20 protein-coding genes are annotated in these 20,137 nt (G+C 70.2%); 11 read left to right on the top strand and 9 right to left on the bottom strand.

Annotated elements, in window-relative coordinates; translation table 11 throughout:
* The first annotated feature begins 162 nt into the window (after positions 1-162).
* Positions 163-1,836: an amylo-alpha-1,6-glucosidase gene (locus ACTWPW_RS50370; RefSeq protein ID WP_443173056.1), complete on the top strand. Its 1,674-nt coding sequence runs from the start codon at positions 163-165 to the stop codon at positions 1,834-1,836.
* Between the two features lie 112 nt (positions 1,837-1,948).
* Here ACTWPW_RS50370 and ACTWPW_RS50365 read toward each other — a convergent pair whose 3' ends face one another.
* Positions 1,949-2,299: a hypothetical protein gene (locus tag ACTWPW_RS50365; protein ID WP_443173055.1), complete on the bottom strand. Its 351-nt coding sequence runs from the start codon at positions 2,297-2,299 to the stop codon at positions 1,949-1,951.
* Between the two features lie 261 nt (positions 2,300-2,560).
* Between ACTWPW_RS50365 and ACTWPW_RS50360 the strand changes: the two genes are divergently transcribed.
* The 6 genes from ACTWPW_RS50360 (at position 2,561) to ACTWPW_RS50335 (ending at position 7,615) form a co-directional block, all read left to right on the top strand.
* Entirely contained in the window at positions 2,561-2,905 is a 345-nt protein-coding gene (locus ACTWPW_RS50360) for a hypothetical protein (protein WP_375118193.1), read from the top strand.
* A gap of 252 nt (positions 2,906-3,157) precedes the next feature.
* Positions 3,158-4,675 carry an RtcB family protein gene (locus ACTWPW_RS50355; RefSeq protein WP_443173054.1) on the top strand — a complete coding sequence of 506 codons (1,518 nt, stop codon included), beginning with the start codon at positions 3,158-3,160 and terminating at the stop codon, positions 4,673-4,675.
* Positions 4,676-4,794: 119 nt separating this feature from the next.
* Positions 4,795-5,352, top strand: coding sequence for an RNA polymerase sigma factor (locus tag ACTWPW_RS50350; protein WP_443173053.1), 558 nt, complete (start codon positions 4,795-4,797; stop codon positions 5,350-5,352).
* A 2-nt stretch (positions 5,353-5,354) separates the two neighbouring features.
* Positions 5,355-5,969, top strand: coding sequence for a hypothetical protein (locus ACTWPW_RS50345; protein WP_443173052.1), 615 nt, complete (start codon positions 5,355-5,357; stop codon positions 5,967-5,969).
* Between the two features lie 237 nt (positions 5,970-6,206).
* Entirely contained in the window at positions 6,207-7,187 is a 981-nt protein-coding gene (locus ACTWPW_RS50340) for a helix-turn-helix domain-containing protein (RefSeq protein WP_443173051.1), read from the top strand.
* On the top strand, positions 7,184-7,615 hold the full coding sequence (locus tag ACTWPW_RS50335; RefSeq protein ID WP_443173050.1) for a nuclear transport factor 2 family protein: 432 nt from the start codon (positions 7,184-7,186) through the stop codon (positions 7,613-7,615). Before ACTWPW_RS50340 ends, ACTWPW_RS50335 begins: the two co-directional genes overlap by 4 nt.
* Positions 7,616-7,764: 149 nt before the next feature.
* On the opposite strand, the gene ACTWPW_RS50330 is transcribed toward ACTWPW_RS50335, so the two are convergent.
* A complete protein-coding gene (locus tag ACTWPW_RS50330) occupies positions 7,765-8,565 on the bottom strand; it encodes an SDR family NAD(P)-dependent oxidoreductase (protein WP_443173049.1) in 801 nt (266 codons plus the stop codon).
* A 90-nt stretch (positions 8,566-8,655) separates the two neighbouring features.
* On the opposite strand from ACTWPW_RS50330, the gene ACTWPW_RS50325 reads away from it, so the two are divergent.
* The gene (locus tag ACTWPW_RS50325; protein ID WP_375118186.1) at positions 8,656-9,315 is read left to right on the top strand and encodes a TetR/AcrR family transcriptional regulator; all 660 of its coding nucleotides are present in this window, start codon (positions 8,656-8,658) and stop codon (positions 9,313-9,315) included.
* Between the two features lie 114 nt (positions 9,316-9,429).
* Here the strand turns inward: ACTWPW_RS50325 and ACTWPW_RS50320 are convergent, their stop codons facing one another.
* Entirely contained in the window at positions 9,430-9,912 is a 483-nt protein-coding gene (locus ACTWPW_RS50320) for a MarR family winged helix-turn-helix transcriptional regulator (protein WP_375118185.1), read from the bottom strand.
* A gap of 64 nt (positions 9,913-9,976) precedes the next feature.
* Here ACTWPW_RS50320 and ACTWPW_RS50315 point away from each other — a divergent pair, with 64 nt between their 5' ends.
* Positions 9,977-10,426 carry a nuclear transport factor 2 family protein gene (locus ACTWPW_RS50315; protein ID WP_443173048.1) on the top strand — a complete coding sequence of 150 codons (450 nt, stop codon included), beginning with the start codon at positions 9,977-9,979 and terminating at the stop codon, positions 10,424-10,426.
* A 125-nt stretch (positions 10,427-10,551) separates the two neighbouring features.
* Here the strand turns inward: ACTWPW_RS50315 and ACTWPW_RS50310 are convergent, their stop codons facing one another.
* The 3 genes from ACTWPW_RS50310 to ACTWPW_RS50300 form a co-directional block, all read right to left on the bottom strand.
* The gene (locus tag ACTWPW_RS50310) at positions 10,552-10,737 is read right to left on the bottom strand and encodes a hypothetical protein (protein ID WP_443173047.1); all 186 of its coding nucleotides are present in this window, start codon (positions 10,735-10,737) and stop codon (positions 10,552-10,554) included.
* A 5-nt stretch (positions 10,738-10,742) separates the two neighbouring features.
* Positions 10,743-11,165 (bottom strand): PPOX class F420-dependent oxidoreductase, encoded by a 423-nt coding sequence (locus tag ACTWPW_RS50305; RefSeq protein ID WP_443173046.1) that lies wholly within the window; start codon positions 11,163-11,165, stop codon positions 10,743-10,745.
* Between the two features lie 134 nt (positions 11,166-11,299).
* The gene (locus tag ACTWPW_RS50300; RefSeq protein ID WP_443173045.1) at positions 11,300-12,334 is read right to left on the bottom strand and encodes an MFS transporter; all 1,035 of its coding nucleotides are present in this window, start codon (positions 12,332-12,334) and stop codon (positions 11,300-11,302) included.
* Positions 12,335-12,604: 270 nt separating this feature from the next.
* On the opposite strand from ACTWPW_RS50300, the gene ACTWPW_RS50295 reads away from it, so the two are divergent.
* The gene (locus ACTWPW_RS50295; protein WP_443173044.1) at positions 12,605-13,552 is read left to right on the top strand and encodes a LysR family transcriptional regulator; all 948 of its coding nucleotides are present in this window, start codon (positions 12,605-12,607) and stop codon (positions 13,550-13,552) included.
* 42 nt (positions 13,553-13,594) lie between these two features.
* Here the strand turns inward: ACTWPW_RS50295 and ACTWPW_RS50290 are convergent, their stop codons facing one another.
* The 3 genes from ACTWPW_RS50290 to ACTWPW_RS50280 all read right to left on the bottom strand — a co-directional run bounded on the left by ACTWPW_RS50290 (position 13,595) and on the right by ACTWPW_RS50280 (position 17,269).
* The gene (locus ACTWPW_RS50290) at positions 13,595-14,245 is read right to left on the bottom strand and encodes a hypothetical protein (protein WP_443173043.1); all 651 of its coding nucleotides are present in this window, start codon (positions 14,243-14,245) and stop codon (positions 13,595-13,597) included.
* A gap of 469 nt (positions 14,246-14,714) precedes the next feature.
* The gene (locus ACTWPW_RS50285; RefSeq protein WP_443173042.1) at positions 14,715-15,794 is read right to left on the bottom strand and encodes a lectin; all 1,080 of its coding nucleotides are present in this window, start codon (positions 15,792-15,794) and stop codon (positions 14,715-14,717) included.
* Positions 15,795-16,528: 734 nt separating this feature from the next.
* Positions 16,529-17,269, bottom strand: coding sequence for a FadR/GntR family transcriptional regulator (locus ACTWPW_RS50280; RefSeq protein ID WP_375118178.1), 741 nt, complete (start codon positions 17,267-17,269; stop codon positions 16,529-16,531).
* Between the two features lie 460 nt (positions 17,270-17,729).
* On the opposite strand from ACTWPW_RS50280, the gene ACTWPW_RS50275 reads away from it, so the two are divergent.
* Positions 17,730-20,084, top strand: coding sequence for an RICIN domain-containing protein (locus ACTWPW_RS50275; RefSeq protein ID WP_443173041.1), 2,355 nt, complete (start codon positions 17,730-17,732; stop codon positions 20,082-20,084).
* The last annotated feature ends 53 nt before the right edge of the window (positions 20,085-20,137 follow it).

Here is a 20,137-nt window from a genome sequence, read left to right as displayed (position 1 = left end):
TCTACCACTACATCGGCAACAACAACCAGGAATGGAACGCCATCATGGCCACCGCCGTGATCGCCTCCATCCCCGCCACCATCCTGCTCGTCATCGCCCAGCGCTACGTCGCCGCCGGCGTCACCGCGGGCGCCGTCAAAGACTAAGAAGGGACCTCGTTTCATGACCGTCGCCGCCTCAGGCCCGGTGTTCTCCCTGCGAGACATCCCGTTCAGCTATCGCGGCTCCTGGTTCGGCTTCTCGCCCGTGATCGCCAAGCACACCCACGCCGAGGACGTACATCTGGTCTCCCACCAGAGCGGCATGCACGCGATCCTGCGCCTGGTCCCTGACGCCGAGAGCACCATCAGTGCCACGCCGCACCAGCTCACCTGGAGCCGCGACGGCGGACGCGTCGACCTCGCCTACGACAACGCCGACACCGTACGGCTGCGCGGCCGGGGTCTCGGCCTGCGGCTGCTGGCCGCCGACCCCGTGCTGACGCCGTTCAGCGGCCCGTACTTCTACCACGATCCCGTCGACGGATCGTACGTCTTCACCCTCTACCAGACCGGACGCCGTTACCGGATCACCGTGCTCGGCGGACAGGCCGAAGCGCTCGGCGTGGAGGCGCTCGGCACCGCCGACCGCGGCCTCAAGCTGACGGGCGACTGGGAGATCGCCGTCGAGGAGTACGAGACCGCGCGCACGCCCTATGCGGGCACCGACACCTTCGAGCAGGTGGTCAAGGCGGCGCGCGCCGAGTTCGACACCTTCGCCGCGGCGGTCGCCCCCTGGCGCAGCGACGCCACCCCCGCCGCCGACCTGGCCGCCTACGTCCTGTGGTCGGCCACCGTACGGCCCGCCGGGTTCGTCACCCGGCCCGCCGTGCTGATGTCCAAGCACTGGATGGACAAGGTGTGGAGCTGGGACCACTGCTTCAACGCCATCGCCCTGGGCGGCGGGCTGCCCGAGATGGCGTGGGACCAGTTCCACCTGCCCTTCGACCACCAGGACGGCGCCGGAGCGCTGCCCGACTCCGTCACCCACTCCGAGATCCTCTACAACTTCGTCAAACCCCCCATCCACGGCTGGACCCTGCGCCACCTCCCTCCGGCGGCCGAGCCGGAGGAGGTCTACCGGCTCCTGGAACGCTGGACCGCCTTCTGGCTGGATGCCCGCCGGGTCCCCGGCCACGAGCTGCCGCACTACCAGCACGGCAACGACAGCGGCTGGGACAACGCCACGACCTTCGACCCGGAGCGCGTCGTCGAGACCGCCGACCTGGCCGCCTTCCTCGTGCTCCAGATGCGCGAGCTGGCCCGCCGCGCCCCGGATCCGGCCACGGCGGCCCACTGGTCCGCCGCCGCCGACCGGATGCGCGACGCGCTGCTCGCCGAGTTGTGGACGGGGGAGCGGTTCTTCGCCCGCAGCGCGCGTTCCGGACAGAGCTGGGCCAGTGCCAGCCTGCTCGACCTCATGCCGATCGTGCTCGGGGACGAACTCCCCGAAGCCGTGCACACGGCGCTCGCCGCACGAATCCAGGAGCACCTGACCGCCTTCGGGCCCGCCACCGAACACCCGTCGTCGGAGCACTACCAGGACGACGGCTACTGGCGCGGGCCGATCTGGGCGCCTTCGACCGTTCTCATCGAGGACGGCCTGCGGCGCGCGGGCCACACTGCGCTGGCCGACGAGATCAGCGCCCGCTTCCGCAAGCTCTGCGAGCGGTCCGGGTTCGCCGAGAACTTCGACGCCCGCACCGGCGAAGGGCTCCGCGACCGCGCCTACACCTGGACGGCCAGCGCGTACCTGATCCTCGCCGCCGCCCACGAGCAGCGCAGACAGCGGCTTTGACGCAGGCGCGCACGGCCGCCCAGGCTGGTGTCGAATCGGTTCGACGCAGGTCGCGCTGCTCCGAACGCCAACCCGCCTCCAGGACACCCCGGCGGACCGGCTGCGGTCGGAGTCAGCCGTAGAGGTTGACGGTGTCACCGGACGGATGGACACATTGGCCGCGGGGTTTGACGTCCCGCGCGGTCTGCACGACCATGCACTCCCACGGAGCTCCATCCACCTGCACGGTGAAGTCCACGGGGTCGATCGACAGGGCTCCGGATGACGGGAAGTTGTTCTGGTAGGCGACCGCCACGTCCATGGCGGTCTCGCAGGCCTCGGCTCGTTCGCCGTCCATGTCCGCCTCGACGATCGCCCCGTCCGGGGATCGGCCGCAGTTCTGTTCCGCCTGAGCCGCCGGGCCGGCGGTGAGCGTTCCCGCCGCGACCAGAGCCGCGACGCCGTGTCTGGTGATCGCAACCATGTGTCCTCCCATGCCGCGTGGTCTGGACACCTCCAGGGTCGCCCGGCCCGCCCCCGCGGCGGGTCATGGCGGGCCGAGGACTGCGCCCGGCCCTGGAAAAGCCCGACCGCGCAACGGTGATCCAAACCTGACGGGGCATCTGGAGTCCGTATGAGCGATGCGTCCGGCCGGAACGGCAGAGTCGTTCTTCATCGGGGCGTTGCCCTGCGATGACCGTTGTCCGGCCCATGCTGGTGGCAGAAGAGACCACCACGTTCGGGGGTGATGGTGATGATCCGTATCGGTCTGACCCTGGCGGCCGCGGCCATCGCCGGACTGTTCCCGGCCACCCCGGCCGGTGCCGAGCCCGTGCCGCAGCAGTTCGTCTCCTGCGAGCGCGGCTCCGGCAACCAGAGCCTGACCATCGCGACCACCCGGGACAAGGACGAGGCCTGCACCACGGCGGCGAAGGTCTCCGACGCCTTCAGCACGGAAGTCGACATGCTCGACAGCAAGGTGCCGTTCACCGTCGAAGCCGACGGCGGCACCTGGAGCTGCGACACGGATTCCACCGGCGACACGCGCTGTGTCTCCGCCGATGAGCAGGTCTGGCTTTCCTCCACCTGACAGCGAGCAGGTCGACGAAGGGGGCGTGCTGGATCCCGCGGCTTCCACCTGAGAGAGAACCGCATGGACGCCGCCGCGCCGTAAATCCGTGGCGGGGTGGAGCGTGCCGCACTATGGTGAGGCACGCCTTCACCTCGCGGCTGCTGACCCACGAGGCCTGTGGCGACGGTCTGTTCCGTCGTCTTCTGTGGCGCGCTCCCAACCGCGCCACCTTCTTGCGATTCTCTTCAGCAGCCCAAGGACTTCCCCATCATGCGTATCCGTCAGGATCGCCGTCTCGTCCGCCATGACGAGCAGTGGCTCACTCTCCCCAACCCCTGGAACGTCCCCGTCGACATCTGCGCTGACGAGCGCGTCCCCCTCGAACCGGCGGCCGTCGACGAGGTGCTGTCCGTCCTTGAGACCGCCGGCACCCTCGCCCGCCTGGCCGAGGCCGTGCCCGGCCACGACGGCCCGCCGCCCCGCCTGATCCGTCTCGTCCTCACACCCGACTTCCACAAGGGAGCGGGCATCCCGATCGGCACGGTCATCGAGACCGAGGGCGCGCTGCTCCCGCAGGCGGTCGGCAACGACGTCAACTGCGGCATGCGACTGGAGGTCACCTCGCTCACCGTGGAGCAGGTACGGCCCCGCCTGGACGCCCTGGAACGGCGGCTGCGGCACCTGTTCTTCGAGGGAGGCCGCCGCATCGCCCTCACCCCCGCCCAGCGGGAGGCCCTCCTGCGCGACGGGCTCCCGGGACTCCTGCTCACCGGCGACGCCCCCTGGCAGGGTCACCAGCCGACCGATGCCGAGGACTGCCTGGACCGCATGCACGCTCCGGCGCACCCGACCGGCACCGCCGCGGCGTTCGCCGACTGGATCACCAGCGCGGGCGGCACCGCCGCCGCCAGCCACGACAGCCTCATCGGCAGCATCGGCGGCGGCAACCACTTCGCCGAGCTGCAGTACGTGGCACGGGTCCACGACCCCGCCGCCGCGTACGCGTGGGGCCTGGCAGAGGGCGCGGTCGTCCTGATGGTGCACAGCGGTTCGCTGTCACTGGGGCACCAGGCCAACGCCACAGCGCTGGATCGGCTGCGCCGGACCTGGCCGCCGGGATTGTCGCGGCCCCGCAACCAGATCCTGCCGTTCCTGCTGGACGAGCGTACGGCCGCCGCCCGACGCCGGTACCTGGACGCGTTCGGCAACGCCGCCAACTTCGCCTCAGGCAACCGGTTCTTCCTCGCCCTCACCATGCGGGCCGGGCTCGCCGCCGAATGCGGTCAGATGGCGGCGCGGCTGGTGTACGACGCGCCGCACAACCTGCTGTGGCAGGACGGGGACCGCGTCGTCCACCGCAAAGGCGCGACGCCTGCGGGCGGTCACGAGCAGATGACCGGCGGCCCGTACGCGATGTGGGGCGAGCCCGTGATCGTGCCCGGGTCGATGGGATCGTCCAGCTACCTGCTGCGCGGGCACGGCAACACCCGCACGCTGACCAGCGCCTGCCACGGCGCCGGACGGCGCGTCCCCCGCGGCGCCACCGCACGGGCCGGCGACCGTGACCTTGACGCGTTCCTGCGGGATTTCCGCGTGGTCACGCCGCTGGACCACCGCGATCCGACCGTGGCGCGCCGCGCGGACGTGATGGCCGCCTGGCGGCGCGACCTCAAGCAGGAAGCTCCGTGGGCGTACAAGGACATCGGGCCCGTGGTGTCGAGCCTGCACGCGGGCGGGGTGGCGGACCCGGTGGCCGAGTTGCGCCCCCTCCTCACTGTCAAGGGCTGACCGCCTCCGGGTGATGTTCCGCGTCGAGGACGGCGGGCCCGGCCGCTCCCGGGTGTGAAGCTTTTCGGGCCCGGGCGGTAATGACACATGACAGGGCACGCCGAGAAAGGCTCCCATACATGATCATCCATAGCGAGATCGTCGAGGCCGACGACGCCAGCGTGATCGGGCGGTCGTTACACGAACCGGACGTGTTCGCCGTCCTCTTCGACCGGCACGCGCCGCTCCTGCACCGCTACGTGGCCAGGCGCCTGGGCCCGGCCGAGGCCGAGGACGTGGTGGCCGACGCCTTCCTGGCCGCCTTCCAGCACCGGGCCGAGTACGACAGGACCCGTACGGACGCGCGGCCCTGGCTGTACGGCATCACCTCCAACCTCATCGGCAAGCGGCGCCGCGCGGAGACAGCCCTGTACCGCGCCTACATCCGCAGCGGCGTGCATCCGGCCGTGGCCACGGCGGTCGAGGACGGCGTCAACACGCTGGCCGTCAACCGGCCGCTGGCTCGGGCCCTGCTGGCACTCAAGCCGGCCGACCGGGACGTGCTGCTGCTCGTGGCGTGGGCCGAGCTGAACTACCGGGAGGTCGCCGAGGCGCTCGCCATCCCCGCGGGCACGGTCGCCTCGCGACTCAATCGGGCCCGCCTGCAGATCCGTGAAGCACTTGGAGAAAGGGAATGACGATGGACGAGTTGACGACGATGTGGCGGTCGATCCCGCCCGCGACCCCCGAGCAACTCGCCGGGGCGCGGCAGCGGCTGCTCGACGGGATGCGTGCGCCGCGCAGGCGGGCGATCACCGGTCCGCAGCTGGTCGCGGCCGCGGTCGTGGCGGCGGCCGCCGCCACGACGGTGGTCCTTCAGGCCGGATCACCCGTGTACGCGGTGGCCAGGAGCGCCGACGGCACGATCACGGTGACCGTCCGCGAGCTGCGCGACCCGGAGGGGCTGCAGGCCGAGCTGGGCGCGGCGGGTGTCAAGGCGGACGTGACCTTCCTGGACCCGGGAGAGCGCTGTCGGACGCCGCGGTTCACCGGAGCGGACCCGTCGTACGGTGGCCCGCCGGTGTCGCAGGAGGAGCTGAGGTGGGGGGCCGAGCATTGGCGCTCTTCCCGAGCCGTCAGGACGGAACCCGGGCGCGGCTTCGTCATCCGTCCGGAGCTCGTCCGAGAGGGCGAGACGCTCGTCATGGAGTTCAGCGAGCACCCACGGGCCGGCGTGAAGTGGGAGATGGGCGCGTGGCTGGCCGCGGCGGGCTCCCCGGTGACGCCGTGCGTGCCGGTGCGGAGCACGAGCTGATCGCGTACGACGTCGCCTCGACACTGGTCGTACCGGCGCCACTACGGGAGGTGCAGCATCGCTCCCTCCCGTGGACGGTTCCGGCGAACTCCGCGCGAGTCACGCCCGGGGCCGTGGCCGTGCCGCAGCACACCAGGCACGGCTCGCGCGCTCCGGATCATCTCCGGAGCACCGATTCCGCAGCAGCAACGCAAAAGCGGTCAGGCGGCGAGGTGCCGCGACTCGGAAAATAGCGGTATGAGCAAAGCCGACAAAGTTCCCCCTGATCGGTTGCGGGAGCTGGTGGACACCATCCTGGCCGCGTTCGACGAACGGGTCGACGGATGGCAGATCGCCGGCCGGGCCTACACCAGCCGGTTCCACTTCGACCGGCTCGTGTCCGCCGGGCTCGGTGAGGCGCCCGCCGCTTTTCGCCGCCGCCTGCTGCTGGAGCGCGCCGCGTGGCGGCTGACCCAGGGATGTTCGGTGACCGACGCCGGGTGGGAGGCCGCCTACAACTCGACGGAGGCGTTCTCCCGCGCCTTCCGGCGGGCGTACGGCCGGCCGCCGAGCGCCTTCGGCCGCGTGCGTGCGGACTTCCGGCTGCCCGCGCGCAACGGCGTCCACTTCCATCCTCCCGCCGGGATGTTCCTGTCCGACCGAACGACGACGGAGACCGACATGGACCTGACAGAACGCCTCCTGGACCACGACCTCTGGCTCACCGGACGCCTGCTGGACAGCGCCCGCGAGCTCACCGCCGAGCAGCTCGACCGCGAGATCCGGCCCGGTCACACGGTGCTCGACTTCGACGGGCCGGAACCGAGTGTCCGGCGCATGCTCGAACGGCTGGTCTGGACCAAGGAGGTCTGGACCGCGGCCATCGCCGGGCGGGCCCTGCCCGACGGCGGCGACGACTCGGTCGAGGCGCTGCGGGCGCGCTGGGCGCGGGCGGGCGCGGAGTTCCGAGCGCTCGCGGCCGACGTCGACCGGCGGCGGGCCTGGGACGACACCTTCATCGACGCGTTGTGCGATCCGCCGCAGAGTTTCACGCTGGGCGGCGTCATCACGCATGTGCTGACATTCTCGGCCTACCGACGGCAGGTCCTGACCGAAGCCCTTGCCGCGGTCGGCTGTCACGACGTACCGCCCGCGTGCCCCATGGAGTGGGAGCGCGGGCAGCTCGCCGAACGGCCGCTCACCTCCGACCAGCTGCGAGGGCTCGGGGAGGCCGGATGACCGCCACACCCCAGGCCGCCGTCCGCGCGTGGTGGCAGGCCATGCAGGACGGGGATCCGCACACGCTCGGCGAGCTCACGCTGCCCGACTACCTGTCCTCGGGCGGTCCCGCGGGCCGGTCCGTCGGCCGGGCCGCCCTCCTCGCCGAGGCGAGCGCCTTCTTCGCCCAGGCCCGGATCGACGCGTGGTCGCTGGACGACGTCGAGGTGCGCCAGTACGGCGACACGGCGGTCTGCGCCTACCGGTGGAGCGAGACGGGCACCCACCTCGACGCCCGGTTCGAACTGCACGGTCTGGCCACGGACGTCCTGGTCCGCCGGGACGGCCGGTGGCTGCATCTGGCCCACCACGTCAGCGCGCTGCCGGCGACGGCGGGCGCCAGCGGCGGCCAGAGCAGCACTGTTGACGGGTCGGCCATGACGTCCTAGACCAGGACAGACACGAAGGGCGGACTCGGCCAGGATGGCGGGCGGTCCACACCAGGGCCATGACTCAACGCGTCGGCGAGGTCCTCGATCGGGGAGGTGCCGGGTGGGCGGAGCGGGCGGCCCCCGGCGATCATGACAGCGACGGGCGATCAGTGGACGCCGCGGATGGTGCCGCCGTCCACCCGCAGGGTGGTGCCCGTGACGTAGTCAGCCAGCGGGCCGCTCAGGTAGAGGACGGCGGCGGCGATCTCCTCGGGACGGCCCATCCGGCCGACGTCGTTGGGCACCAGTTCCTCGATCGCGTTGCGTTCGATGTCCTCCCACGCCTCGCCCCAGCCGCGGGCCGGAGCAAGGTCGGTGAGGAATCGCTGGACGCTGTCGACCAGGATGGCGCCGGGGGCGACGGTGTTGGCCGTGATCCCGGTCCCCTTCAGCCGGCGGGCCAGCGAGACCGTGAGGTTGTGGCGGGCGGCCAGCGTGGCGGTGTAGTGGGGCAGGTCGGCGCTTGGCTGCAGGGCGAGCCCGCCGCCGATCTGGATGACGCGACCCCAGCCGCGCTCGTGCATGCGGGGAACCAGGCGCAGGATCATCCGGACCCCGGAGATGACGTTGACCTCGTAGGTGCGGCTCCAGTCGGCGGGGGTGGCCTCCTTCCATGAGCGGTGGGGGTAGGCGCCGGCGTTGTTGACCAGGATGTCGATCGGGCCGCCGGTCAGCGCGGCCGCCGCCACGGCGTCGGCGCCGTCGTCGGTGGCCAGGTCTCCGATCGCGACATGAGCGCCGCCGCCGGCTGTCCGGATGGCGGCGGCGACGGTATCGGTACGCCGGCGGTCGCGGCCGTGCACGACGACGTCGGCGCCCTCGGCGGCCAGGGCCTTGGCGATGGCTTCGCCGAGGCCGGAGCTGGAGCCGGTGACCAGGGCGCGCTTGCCCGTAAGTTGAAGATCCATTTCATCCTCGCATCGTGGTCCGGGGGCAAGACGCATCGCGCTCCCGATGTCTACACTCGTAGACTTTCACTTAAGTATACACTCGTAGACATGAGTGATGTCGCCCAGCCCAGCTCCCCCCACAACCGATCGCAACCTCAGGACTCCACCCCTGCCAGACGCCGGCGCGACGCCGCCGCCACCCGGCAGGCCATCCTGGACGCTGCGGTTGTCGCCTTCACCCGGTACGGCTACGACGGGGTGGGAGTCCGCGACATCGCGCAGAGCGCGGGCGTGACCGCGATGCTCATCAACCGTTACTTCGGATCGAAGGAACGGCTGTTCGCCGAGGCCGTCGACGTGGCCTTCGAGCCCCGTACGGTGATCGCGGGCACCGGCGCGGAGCTGCCCGGCGAGACCGCGCGAGCGCTGGTGGCGCGGACGGCGCCGGAGGCGGAGGAGCTCGGGCCGTTCCTGCTCATGCTGAGGTCGGCGGCCAACCCCGGAGCCGCGCAGATCATGCGCGAGGCGATCGGGCGGCACGCCGGGCGGCACCTCACCGAGGAGCTGTCCGGTTCCGCAGCCGGCGTCCGGGCGGAACTGATGCTCTCCCTGCAAGCGGGGGTATGGCTCATGCGCAGCGTTCTCGGCACGACGGCGCTGACCCAGGGACGGCCGCAGGAGCTCGCCCAGTGGATCGAATCGCTCTTTCACGTGCTGGCCACACCCGCCACCGCCGCATCGCCACCGCCGGAACCAGAGGGGTCATGAAGGCTCGGCAGCCCCGCAGCGGCGATCCCGGCCCTGCCACTCACACCGTCCGGATGCGGGCCCGCGACGACCCGGCCGAGATGCGGTGCGCCGGCCCAGCAACGCAGTGCACGACTACCGGGGTGGCCTGACCTCGCGATGCCGCACGGCCGGGGCGCCGCCCAGCTCGTCCAGCAACTCCGCGAGCAGCGCCCGGCACTCCTCCAGCCGCCGCTTCCCGCCGCGCCCGGACAGCCGGGCCTCCAGCGCCTCCCGTGCCCGCCTCGCCGCCGCCACGGCCTCCTGGCCCCGCCGTGTCAGGTGCACCCGCCGGATCCGGGCATCACCCGGGTCGGCGAGGCGCTCCACGTAGCCGAGGCGTTCGAGCTCGGCGACGGTCTTCGACGCGGCCTGCTGGGTGACGCCCAGCTTGGGGGCCAGCTCGCCCACGGTGGGCCCGCCGCCGCCGACGAGGTGCTGGAAGACGTACCCGTGCGAGAACCGCAGCCCCGCGAAACCCTGGTCGGCCAGGCTTTGCTGGACGACCTCGGCGGCCGCGAAGCCCACGAACAGGGCGAGCGTCCCGGTGTCCAGATCACCGGTCAGGACAGGCTGCATGCGCCCATTCTGCACTCGACAACCATAGTTGTGCAACGGCAGTTGTACAACTATGGTTGTCGGCATGGCGAACCTTCAACAGAATCCCAACGTGGACCTGGCCGTCCGCTACCACGAGGCGGTGGCCAAGGGCGAGAGCGCCGACCGGTTCCTCCATCCCGACGTCGTGCACCGCGAGTTGCCCAACGCGCTGTTCCCCGACGGGGTCGTGCGCGACCTCGACGGCCTTCGCGCCGCGGCGGAACGCGGCCGCACCACGATCCGCGACCAGCACTTCGAGGTGCTCAACGCGATCGCCGCCGGCGACCAGGTCGCCCTCGAGGTGCTCTGGACCGGCACCCTGGCCGTCCCGGTGGGCGACCTTCCCGCGGGCCACACCCTGCGCGCCCACATCGGCACGTTTCTCCGCTACCGCGACGGCAAGATCATCGCTCAGCGCAACTATGACTGCTACGAACCCGCGAGCCGGCCCGGGCCCGCGCCGAACGGGCCGCGTTCGGCGTGTGCAGCCTGACCGACCCTTGAGCGCAGCGAGTACAACGTCCCCCTGGCCGGGCTGCCAACTGTCGGCGCCCGGCTCATTCTCCGCACGTATCGATGGCGTCGATCGGACGGGGATCGCGGACGGATGTGGCTGGTTCAGAAGCGCCAGCGGGTTGCGCTGAAGCCTTCCTCCTTGCCGAACGCGAACACCACCGTCGGCGCGACCGCGAACACGTGCTGAGGATCGCTCAGGGAGGTGTCGGCCGGATCGTGGAACTCTTCCTCCCGTGGCCGCTGACACGGTCGGCGCGCCCTCGAGTGAAGTCCGGTCACAGTGAGCACGGGTGTCAGCCGAGGCCGGATCGGGCGATGACGTTGGTGATACTGATGCGAACTGCGGTGAATCCTTCCCGTACGAATGATTCGGCGATGTCCTCGGCGGGTTGGGAAGGGTAATAGCGGTCGGCGATGCCTGCGGCGATGTGTTTGATCTGGTCCGGCTCGGCGGAGACGTGTGCTTCTCCTTCGATGGTGACGAAGCTGTAGGGTTGCCGGTCATCGCTGACGCAGAGTGCGATTCGCCGGTCGTGGGCCAGGCTTTTGCCCTTGACGCTCCCAGGGGACAGGGCGAAGGCGAGTTCGTCGCCGTCGAGAATGAAGCAGACCGGGGTGACGTGGGGTCGCCCGTCGCGGCGGGTGAGAGCTACGTGGGCGAGCCTTGTTCCCGCTGTGAGGAAGGTTCGCCATTCGTTGTCGGTCATTGTTTTCATCGGTGTGTTTCCTTTCTTTCGACGTTGCGATCTCTGATCGTGTGTTTTGTCGCCGCCGCCACCGGTCGCTGGCCGGCAACCAGCGGCGTCCGGTCGGCTCTTCCCTGAGCTCCTGGCTCCCGCGAGCGCGGCCGTCATGACCGACCTGCCTGCCGCTCGCGCAGGGATCCGGCGACGGCTTGCTGCGCCGAGAAGAGCAGGAGCCCCGTAGCGAGGGCGGTGGCGCCCAGCCAGGTTCTGCCGGTGTGCTCCAGCAGTGCCGTGCCGACCACAGGGCCGAGGGTGGCGCCGAGACTCCAGGTGCTCGACGCGACGCCCATGTATCTGCCGCGCAGATCGGGCGGCGCCAGGTCAGCGAACGTGGCGCCGAACTGTACGGCCATCCCGATCTGCCCGAGGGTGAGGGTGAGGACCGCGGCGGCATGGCCGGCGCTGCTCTGGGTCACGGCGGCCAGGCCGCCGCCCAGGCCGACCAACAGCATGGAGGTGGCGAGTACTGTCCCGCGGTCGCGATGCGCCAGCACGACGACGGCCGGCGGCTGCAGGATGACGATGGCGAGCCCGTTGAGGGCGAGCACGGTGCCGTACGTGGCCGCGCCGTGCCCCTGCGCTGTCATCAGCAGCGGCAACGTGGTGAACGCCTGCATGAGCAGCGTGAAGCAGGCCACGTGGATCAGCGCCATGGTGACCATCAGGCGATCGCCGAGCAACGCCGGCAGTAGCGCACGTCGAGGGTGGTCCGAGGCAGAGCGGGTCTCCGGCACCGCCGCTACCACGATCAGCGCCGCGACCACCATGGCGACCGCGTTCAACCAGAACAGCAGGCCGTAGCCGCGACTTACCAGGACCCCGGCGCCCGTTGCGGCGATGGAGTACCCGAGGTTCGCGGCCCAATAGAGCAGGCTGTACGCCCGCACCCGCTGTTCGGGCGGGAGGTCCGCCACGGCCGCCGAGCCGGCCGGCCGGAAGAGCCCCGCGGTCAGGCCGTAACCGACCGCCGCGGCCCAGATGACCGGCGTCGTGTCGGCCGACCCCAGGGCGACCAGCGCGATCGACGTCCCAAGGAACCCCAGGAGCATCGTCCGCCGACGCCCGAACCGGTCCCCGAGCCATCCCCCCCAGCAATTGCGACCCGAAGTCGCCGACGCCCACAGCCGCCACCACGGCACCGGCCACCGTCGGAGTCATCCGCTGTTCCTGGGTCAGGTACAGCACCAGCATCGGCTGGACGAACGAGCCGGCTCGAGCAACGAGGTGGCACGCCCCGAGGGTCCACGCCAGGGCTGGTAGCCCGGACGGTGGCCTGCGGGTGCGGTTCCCCGCACCGGTGTCGACTCTTGTGGTCGGGACTGTCATGTCGTCGACGCTAGGAGCGATGAGCGATCGAGAAAAGCGAATGTTTACGATCAAATCCATCGGAATGTGTTATATATGCAGCTATGGCGGACGTCGACCTGCGGCAGCTGATGACGATGATCGCGATCGCGGAGGAGGGGACGTTCTCCCGAGCGGCGAACAGGCTGGGCTACACCCAGTCGAGCGTGAGCCAGCACATCGCAGTGCTGGAGAAGACCCTTGGCGGCTCGGTGTTCGATCGGCCCGGCGGTCCAAGGCCGGTGCGGATAACTCCTCTCGGAGCCGTGGTGCTCGAGCAAGGCAGGGAGCTGCTGGCGAAAGCCGAAGGGCTGGCACGTGCGGTCGATCGATTCAAGGCCGGCGACGGCCGCATCGACGTCGGCACCCTCCAGAGCGTCTCCAACGTGATCCTTCCCACCGTGCTGCGCCGCCTTCGGAACGAGCATCCCGACTGCGAGATCCGGCTCTCGGAAGCGGAGCCGGACGAGGCGCAGCTCGGCGAGCTCGACCTCCTGTTCTACGACGGGCCGATCAGCGATGAAGCGGAACACGTCCTGCTGATGGAGGACCCCTACTTGGTGGTGGCGCATCCAGGAGACCTGCCGGCCGGCCCGGTGCCCGCGGAGAGGCTGGACGGGAAGGCGATGGTGGCCTGGCCGGCGACCTGTGACCAGCCCAGACTGGAGAAGTTCCTCACGGACGCGGGTGCGCAGCCGCGCATCGTGTTCCGCTCGGCGGGCAACGAGACGATCCTGTCGATGGTGCGCGCCGGGATGGGGCTCGCCGTTCTGCCCTGGCTCGCGATTCACCACGTCGTGTGCCGCTCCTGCGGCGCGATTCATGGACCCGAAGGTTGGCCAGATCTGCAGGTGCACGAACTCGACCCCACACCCACGCGCGAGATCTACCTTCACCGGCGGCCTGGACGCGGCGGTCAGTCGCCGCTCGCGGCCCGCACCATCGAGATCGCCGTCGAAGTCGCGCGTGAGCTGGCTCAGCAGGCCCCGGCACCCCGGCCAGGAGAAGGTTGAAGAAGTCAGGTGCACCCGCGCTCTGCGGGTGGGTCGGCCGACCTAGGAGCCCGTCGGCGGGGCGACGACGAGCTCGGTCTCCGGGTCGTGGTCGATGTGCGGAGGGCCGGCGACGATCATGGTAGCTCGGGCCCACGGCCGTTCTCGCAACATGAACGGCAGCTCCTCCAGCAGCCAGTTCGCCACGTGCGCCAGTTGCTCGGGGGAGTCACCGTCGCGGACGACCGACAAGCGCTCTTGCTCGTCCAGGTCACCCTGCATCCACACCGAGGCGTCCAACCACGGCGCAAGCTCTTCGCGGATGATGCCGGTGCCCTCGACCCAGACGCAGTCGGTGCCGGCGGGGATGGCGATCGATCCGGGCCGGCCCCGGGCGATCCAGGCATCAGGGCGGAAGTCCACCGCCTCACCCCGGTGCAGGGGTTGCAGGATGTTCTCGACGAGCACGGCGCCCCAGTCGAAGTAGGCGTGGTTCCAGGCGATGTCGTCGGTGTGCACGACGGCGGAGTCGGGCACCACCTTGCGCAGCCGCGCGGCCAGGGTCGTCTTTCCGGCGCCGCCCCGGCCGTCGATCGCGATCAGCCGCGGACGTCCGGTGACGCCGGGTGACGCGTCGCGCAGCTGCCGGACGGCCTCGAGCACGGTGACCACCCGCCAGCCGGCGGCCTCGGTCTCGCCTGGATGTAGACGCATCGACAACCTGTCTCCGGAGGTGAGGGCCCGGATCGGGCCCGCCGCATTCCCATGGTCTCTCAGAGACGGTCAGCCACGAGTCCATGGGCGCCAAGCCAACCGTCCGGCAACCTCCGCCGCTGCCGGGTCGAGCGCCTCCAGGTTCTCCGCGGCCGGGGCACGCGCCACTCGCAGAGCGCGACGAGAGCTCGCCGATTCTCCTCCAGGAGCCATGCAGCGGCATTGTGATCTTGGATGCGAGGGCGTCGTCGTCGCTGTGATGAAGGCGTGCTCGTGCGATGCCTCCTGGAAGGATGGGGGGTGTGGCGGGCGATGTCCAGGAGCGGGGCATGTCGGGGGAAGCTCAGGCGTGAGGACGTGGTCGAGGAGTTACGGCGCAAGGTTCCGATCGCGGCGGTCTGGTGGTCGGGGCCATCGCCGGGGCGGTGACTCGCCCCGGCGATGGCGCGTGGTCCGCGGTCACAGGCTGTCAGACGCGGGTCCACCTCTGGTTGGCGCCGCCGTGGCAGGTCCAGATCTGCAGCCTGGTGCCGTTGGCGGTGCCGGAGCCGGAGACGTCCAGGCACTTGTTCGCTCCGACCGCGGTGATGCTGCCGTCGGCGTTGAGGCGCCACTTCTGGTTGTTCTGGCCGTTGCAGTCCCAGATGATCACCGCGGTGCCGTCCGCGGTCCCGGCGCCGTTCACGTCCAGGCACTTGCCGCCGTAGACCCGCAGCTCACCGGCGCTGGTGGTGGTCCACTGCTGGTTGGGCTGCCCGTTGCAGTCCCAGATCTGCGCCGCCGCGCCGTTGGCCTGCGAGGCGCCGCTGACGTCCAGGCACCGGTTCGATCCCACACCCCGCAGCGCGCTCGTGTCCGGCGGATCCGGGTCGCCGCCTCCCAGTTGCGTGAAGAACTCCCAGACCACCGGCCTGGTCCAGGAATTCTCGCCGGGCTCGAAGTCGCCGGGCCTCCCGTCCACGGGACCCGGGGTGTGGCCCGCGTCGAACGCCGCCCACGCGACCGGATACCCGGTTCGGCATCCCGAGTAGTAGGTGACGATGTGCGTCAGGCTCCCCTGCGCGGGCTCCGGCGGGTTCTGGGGCGTGCAGCCGTTGTTCCGGACGAACCTGTCACGTAGCGACCGGCCCGCGGAGATGTTGAGCACCGGATCCCTGAGACCGTGCAGTCCGATGTACGCGACGGGCTCCGTGCCGCCGCTGCACCCGCTGAGCTGCCCGCCCGCGTAGACCGCCACCGCGCGGAAGACCGTCGCCCGGGCGCACGCGAGCGCGTAGCTCATGCCGCCGCCGTAGCTGAAGCCCAGGGCGAAGCGCTGCGAGGTGTCCACACAGAGGTCCGCCTCGATCCTCCGGATCATGTCGTCGACGAAGGTGACGTCCTCACCGCCCGAGTTGGCCCAGCCGTTGTTGAGACCCTGAGGCGCGACGAAGATCGCGGTGTTGTTCGACAACGCCCTGAGCCCGTAGTAGGACCACGGATAACCACTGGTCCCGCCCGAGTCGACATCGTTGGCGGTGCCGCCGTTCCAGTGGAATCCGAAGATCAACCGGTAGGGAGTCGTGTTGGTGTAGTTGTCGGGAATTCTCAGGATGAAGCTACGATTTCTGCCGTTCGTGGTAATCGATTGGTTACCGCTTCTGAGGGTCGGGGCCTTGCCGCATCCCGCAGTGGGGGCGAGGGCGCTCTGTTTTGCGAGCGAGGGGGTCGCGCTTTCGCCCAGCGCCGGCTGCGCCGTGGCCGGAACGAGCAACAGTGCCGCCGACACGACAGCGGTGAAGAGAAACCTAAGTCTCGACATCACGCAAATTCCTTTGCCCTTCTCGTGGTGACACACGTGAATAGGAAGCGCGCTTTCATCGGCTTGCGGGCGCCACCGGCGCGCATTTGCCGACTGGTCGAATTTCCTGGATGTTAGCGCTAACTCAACGCCGCTGTAATCGGCACTCCCTTCATTCGGGCGGCTGACGGCGATGGTGCAGCGGAGCAAATATGACCGTGACAAGACCTGTCAAGGCTCGGCCTGCTCGACGTTGGGCGCCCGCGCCCGGGAGGGCCCGGTCGCTCGTCCTCCTGACCAGGACAGGCGGCCGCGGCCACCGCTGGTCTGTCGCGATGAAACTTTCACAGGTGCCCGGGCGGGGTGGCCGGTCTCCCGGGGTGCGTCCGTGCGGAAGCCGCGGCTACGGGATCGGGTGGCGGGCGATCCGGCGGAAGCGCCTACGACCGGCGGCACTCATCGGCGATGCTCGCACCCCGTCGAGCCGGTCCGGCCAGGCCGGATCAGTGGGACGAGAAGAAGAGCCGCTGCTGGATCTCCCTGCGGTAGTCGTCGAGGGTGTTGTCGATGTGCATGGCCGCGGCCTGGGCGGCCGCTTCGGGGTCGCCGGCGCGGATGGCCTGGTAGATGGCGTCGTGCTCCTCGACCGCCTTGGCGGCGTGCCCGCCCACCGAGCCGCGCAGCCCGATGAGGCTCGACTGCGCCTGTAGCCTGCGGGCCTCCCGCACGGCGACCTGGAGGAACATGTTGTGCGAGGCCGTGGCGATGGCGGTGTGAAAGGCGTCGTCGCCCTCGTTGAACATCTCCTCGCGTCCGGTCTCGAAGCCGCGGCGGCACAGGTCGGCCGCTTCCTCGATGGCCCTCAGCTCGGCAGGGGTGGCGCGGCGGGCGGCCAGCCGGCTGGTCTCCATCTCCTGCGCCCGGCGGAACTCGAACAGCATGTAGACGTGGTCGAGGTCGGTCGGGAGGAAGAAGGATCCCCAGCGCCCGGTGCCCAGCATTCCCTCGTCGTCGGCCACGTACAGGCCGCGGCCCTTCTGGGCGCGTACCCGGCCGAGCGCGGAGAGTATCTTCACCGCCTCGCGTACCACGGTGCGGCTGGTGCCCAGTTGCTGGGCCAGCTCGTTCTCGGTCGGCATGCGGTCGCCCGGACGAAGGCCGAGCCGGACGATCAATTCCAGCACCTGCTCGGCCGCTACCTCGTAGCCCGGCCGGTATCCGCTCTCGCGCGGGGTGTCGGTCACCGTGCTTCCTCCTCGCCGTTCCCTGCAAGAGTATGACTGATGAGACGGCCCTCCCCGGCACAGCCGTTCCCCGATGAGTACGACTCATCTGAACGGTTCATCCGAGGTTGATCGCCACTGGCGCACGCGGTGACAGGCATCACTGCTGGTGAAGCTGTAAAATGCCGCACCATGGCCGGTCCCGCAGTGTGCGAACGATGAAATAAGCGGGCTTAAGGTCTTGACGGGTATCCCCACTCCCAACGTAATTAGAAGCGAGGCCCCGGGGAACGCGCTCCTGCCGGAGCCTCCGCGGCCGGATCGCATGGGCGCGGTGTGGAGGCGTCCCGCGGACCGCTGTCGCAGGAGCCCGCCTCCGCTCCACCCCGGAAAGGCGTCACCTGCCTGAGGGTCAGGGCGTGACCTGGCCATACCCCTACCCCCCAAAGGAACGACTGTGCCATTACCCTCGCCCGTCACGATGCTGAAACCGATCCTGATGGGCATCGCCGCCGCCCTGGCCGCGGCGTCCGCCCTCGTCGCCCCCGCCACCCCGGCCTTCGCGGCCACCACGACCCTGTACGCCTCACCCGCCGGCACCGGCACCGCCTGCACCTCGACCCAGCCGTGCTCGCTGTCCGCGGCGCAGACGGCGGTACGTTCGCTGAACGCCGGGATGTCCGGTGACATCGTCGTGGAGCTGGCCGGCGGGGTGTACCGGCTGTCCGCGCCGCTCCGGCTGACCGCCGCCGACTCCGGGAACAACGGCTACTCCGTGAGATGGCAGGCCGCGGCGGGAGCCGTCCCGGTCATCAGCGGAGCCAGGGCGGTCACCGGCTGGACCCTGGCCGACTCGGGGAAGAACATCTGGCGCGCCAACGTCGGCACCGGCATCGACACCCGGCAGCTGTACGTCGACGGCGCGCTCGCCACCCGGGCGCGCACCGCCGTCAACCGGTCCGACTTCACCGCCAGCAGCACCGGGATGAGGTTCACCAGCGGCGCGCTGAGCTATCTGAACAACCTCGCCAACCAGGGCCGGGTGGAGATGGAGAGCGTCGGCTCCTTCACCGACCGCTACGCGCCGGTGCAGAGCATCAGCGGCAACCTCATCACGATGCGGCAGCCCGCCTGGAACAACAACAACTTCGGGTACGACACCTTCACCAGCCCGCACCGGGCGGGACCGCTCTACCTGGCCAACGCCTACGAGTTCCTCGACTCGCCGGGGGAGTGGTACCTCGACCCGGGGACCGGCGCCCTGTCCTACATCCCGCTCGCCGGGCAGAGCATGGGCAACGTGAGCGTGGAGCTGCCGGTGCTCCAGTCGCTGGTGCACGTCGGAGGCACGTACGACGCGCCCGCGCACCACATCACGTTCAGCGGGATCACCTTCACCGGCACGAGCTGGCTCGGCCCCAGCGGCAACCAGGGTTACGTGGACCAGCAGACCGGCGCCTACATCGCCGGCAACTGGAGCTGGCCCGCCTTCACCTCCTGCCACCAGGGCTGCCGGCAGTTCGAGGCGACCCGGCCGAACTGGTACCAGATGCCCGCCGCCGTGCAGGTCTCCGCGGCGAACACCGTCACCTTCACCGACTCGCGCTTCGTCAACCTGGGGCAGACGGCCATCGGCATCGGCAACGACGCCAACGCGCACGCCAGCGGTGTCGGCCTGGGCGCCGCCGACATCACGGTCACCCGGTCGGAGATCGCCCGCAGCTCGGCCGGCGGCATCGTGGTCGGCGGGGTGCGCGCCGACGCGCACCACCCGAGCGACCAGCGGATGGTCAACCGGAACATCACCGTCAGCGACAACCGCATCCACGACCTCGGCCTGGACCACCGAGGCGTCGTCTCGGTCCTGACCACCTACGTCACCAACACCAACGTGTCCCACAACGAGATCTACAACCTGCCGTACACCGGCATGTCGATCGGGTACGGCTGGGGCGCCAACGAGCCGGGCGGCAGCACCCACTACGCCGACCGCGGCCTGTACGACTTCCAGCCGCGCTACACCACGGCCACCACCGCCTCCGGCAACCGGCTCATCGGCAACTACGTGCACGACGTCATGCAGCAGATGACCGACGGCGGCTGCATCTACACGCTGTCGTGGAACCCGGGCGCGGTGATCAGCGACAACCACTGCCTGCGCACCAACGGCTGGTTCGGCATCTACTTCGACGAGGGCTCCAGGTACTACACCGTCAGGAACAACGTGCTCTCGAACACCGGCACCTGGGCCACCGCCAACTACTGGTACGGCGAGAACATGGGCAACTTCACCGTCACCGGCAACTGGTCGACCAACGGCAGCACCAACGTGACCAACGGCGACCGCGGCAACGTGGTGAACAACAACGTCACCGTCACCAACGGCGCCTGGCCGGCCGGAGCCCAGGCCGTGATCGCGTCCGCCGGCCCCCAGGGCCAGCCCTCGGGGAGCACGAGTGCGTTCAAGGGTGTGGGGTCGAACCGGTGCCTGGACGTCAGCGGCGCCTCGCAGGCCAACGGCGCGGCGGCGCAGATCTGGGACTGCAACGGGCAGCCCAACCAGCAGTGGACCACCACCAGCGCCGGTGAGCTGCGGGTCTACGGCGGCAAGTGCCTGGACGTGAACGGCGCCGGGACCGCGGACGGCACCGCGGTGATCATCTGGGACTGCAACGGGCAGAACAACCAGAAGTGGCGCCTCAACGCCGACGGCAGCATCACCGCCGTCGGGGCGAACAAGTGCCTGGACGTCTCCGGCGCCGGCACCGCCAACGGCACCAAAGTGCACATCTGGACCTGCACCGGTGGCGCCAACCAGAAGTGGACCCGCGCCTGACCCCGTCCGACGACCACGGCCTCGCCTCCGACCGTCGGGCACGGGAAGCGGGT

The organism is Nonomuraea sp. KM90, assembly GCF_052246675.1.
Classification (GTDB): domain Bacteria; phylum Actinomycetota; class Actinomycetes; order Streptosporangiales; family Streptosporangiaceae; genus Nonomuraea.
This window is presented reverse-complemented; position numbering and strand designations above follow the sequence as displayed.

Coding starts and splice junctions, on each gene's coding strand:
- ACTWPW_RS50335 (WP_443173050.1), top strand. CDS start 7,184: ATGACCGCCACACCCCAGGCCGCCGTCCGCGCGTGGTGGCAGGCCATG.
- ACTWPW_RS50365 (WP_443173055.1), bottom strand. CDS start 2,299: ATGGTTGCGATCACCAGACACGGCGTCGCGGCTCTGGTCGCGGCGGGA.
- ACTWPW_RS50330 (WP_443173049.1), bottom strand. CDS start 8,565: ATGGATCTTCAACTTACGGGCAAGCGCGCCCTGGTCACCGGCTCCAGC.
- ACTWPW_RS50345 (WP_443173052.1), top strand. CDS start 5,355: ATGGACGAGTTGACGACGATGTGGCGGTCGATCCCGCCCGCGACCCCC.
- ACTWPW_RS50275 (WP_443173041.1), top strand. CDS start 17,730: ATGCTGAAACCGATCCTGATGGGCATCGCCGCCGCCCTGGCCGCGGCG.
- ACTWPW_RS50295 (WP_443173044.1), top strand. CDS start 12,605: ATGGCGGACGTCGACCTGCGGCAGCTGATGACGATGATCGCGATCGCG.
- ACTWPW_RS50370 (WP_443173056.1), top strand. CDS start 163: ATGACCGTCGCCGCCTCAGGCCCGGTGTTCTCCCTGCGAGACATCCCG.
- ACTWPW_RS50350 (WP_443173053.1), top strand. CDS start 4,795: ATGATCATCCATAGCGAGATCGTCGAGGCCGACGACGCCAGCGTGATC.
- ACTWPW_RS50325 (WP_375118186.1), top strand. CDS start 8,656: ATGAGTGATGTCGCCCAGCCCAGCTCCCCCCACAACCGATCGCAACCT.
- ACTWPW_RS50320 (WP_375118185.1), bottom strand. CDS start 9,912: ATGCAGCCTGTCCTGACCGGTGATCTGGACACCGGGACGCTCGCCCTG.
- ACTWPW_RS50340 (WP_443173051.1), top strand. CDS start 6,207: ATGAGCAAAGCCGACAAAGTTCCCCCTGATCGGTTGCGGGAGCTGGTG.
- ACTWPW_RS50305 (WP_443173046.1), bottom strand. CDS start 11,165: ATGAAAACAATGACCGACAACGAATGGCGAACCTTCCTCACAGCGGGA.
- ACTWPW_RS50290 (WP_443173043.1), bottom strand. CDS start 14,245: ATGCGTCTACATCCAGGCGAGACCGAGGCCGCCGGCTGGCGGGTGGTC.
- ACTWPW_RS50315 (WP_443173048.1), top strand. CDS start 9,977: ATGGCGAACCTTCAACAGAATCCCAACGTGGACCTGGCCGTCCGCTAC.
- ACTWPW_RS50355 (WP_443173054.1), top strand. CDS start 3,158: ATGCGTATCCGTCAGGATCGCCGTCTCGTCCGCCATGACGAGCAGTGG.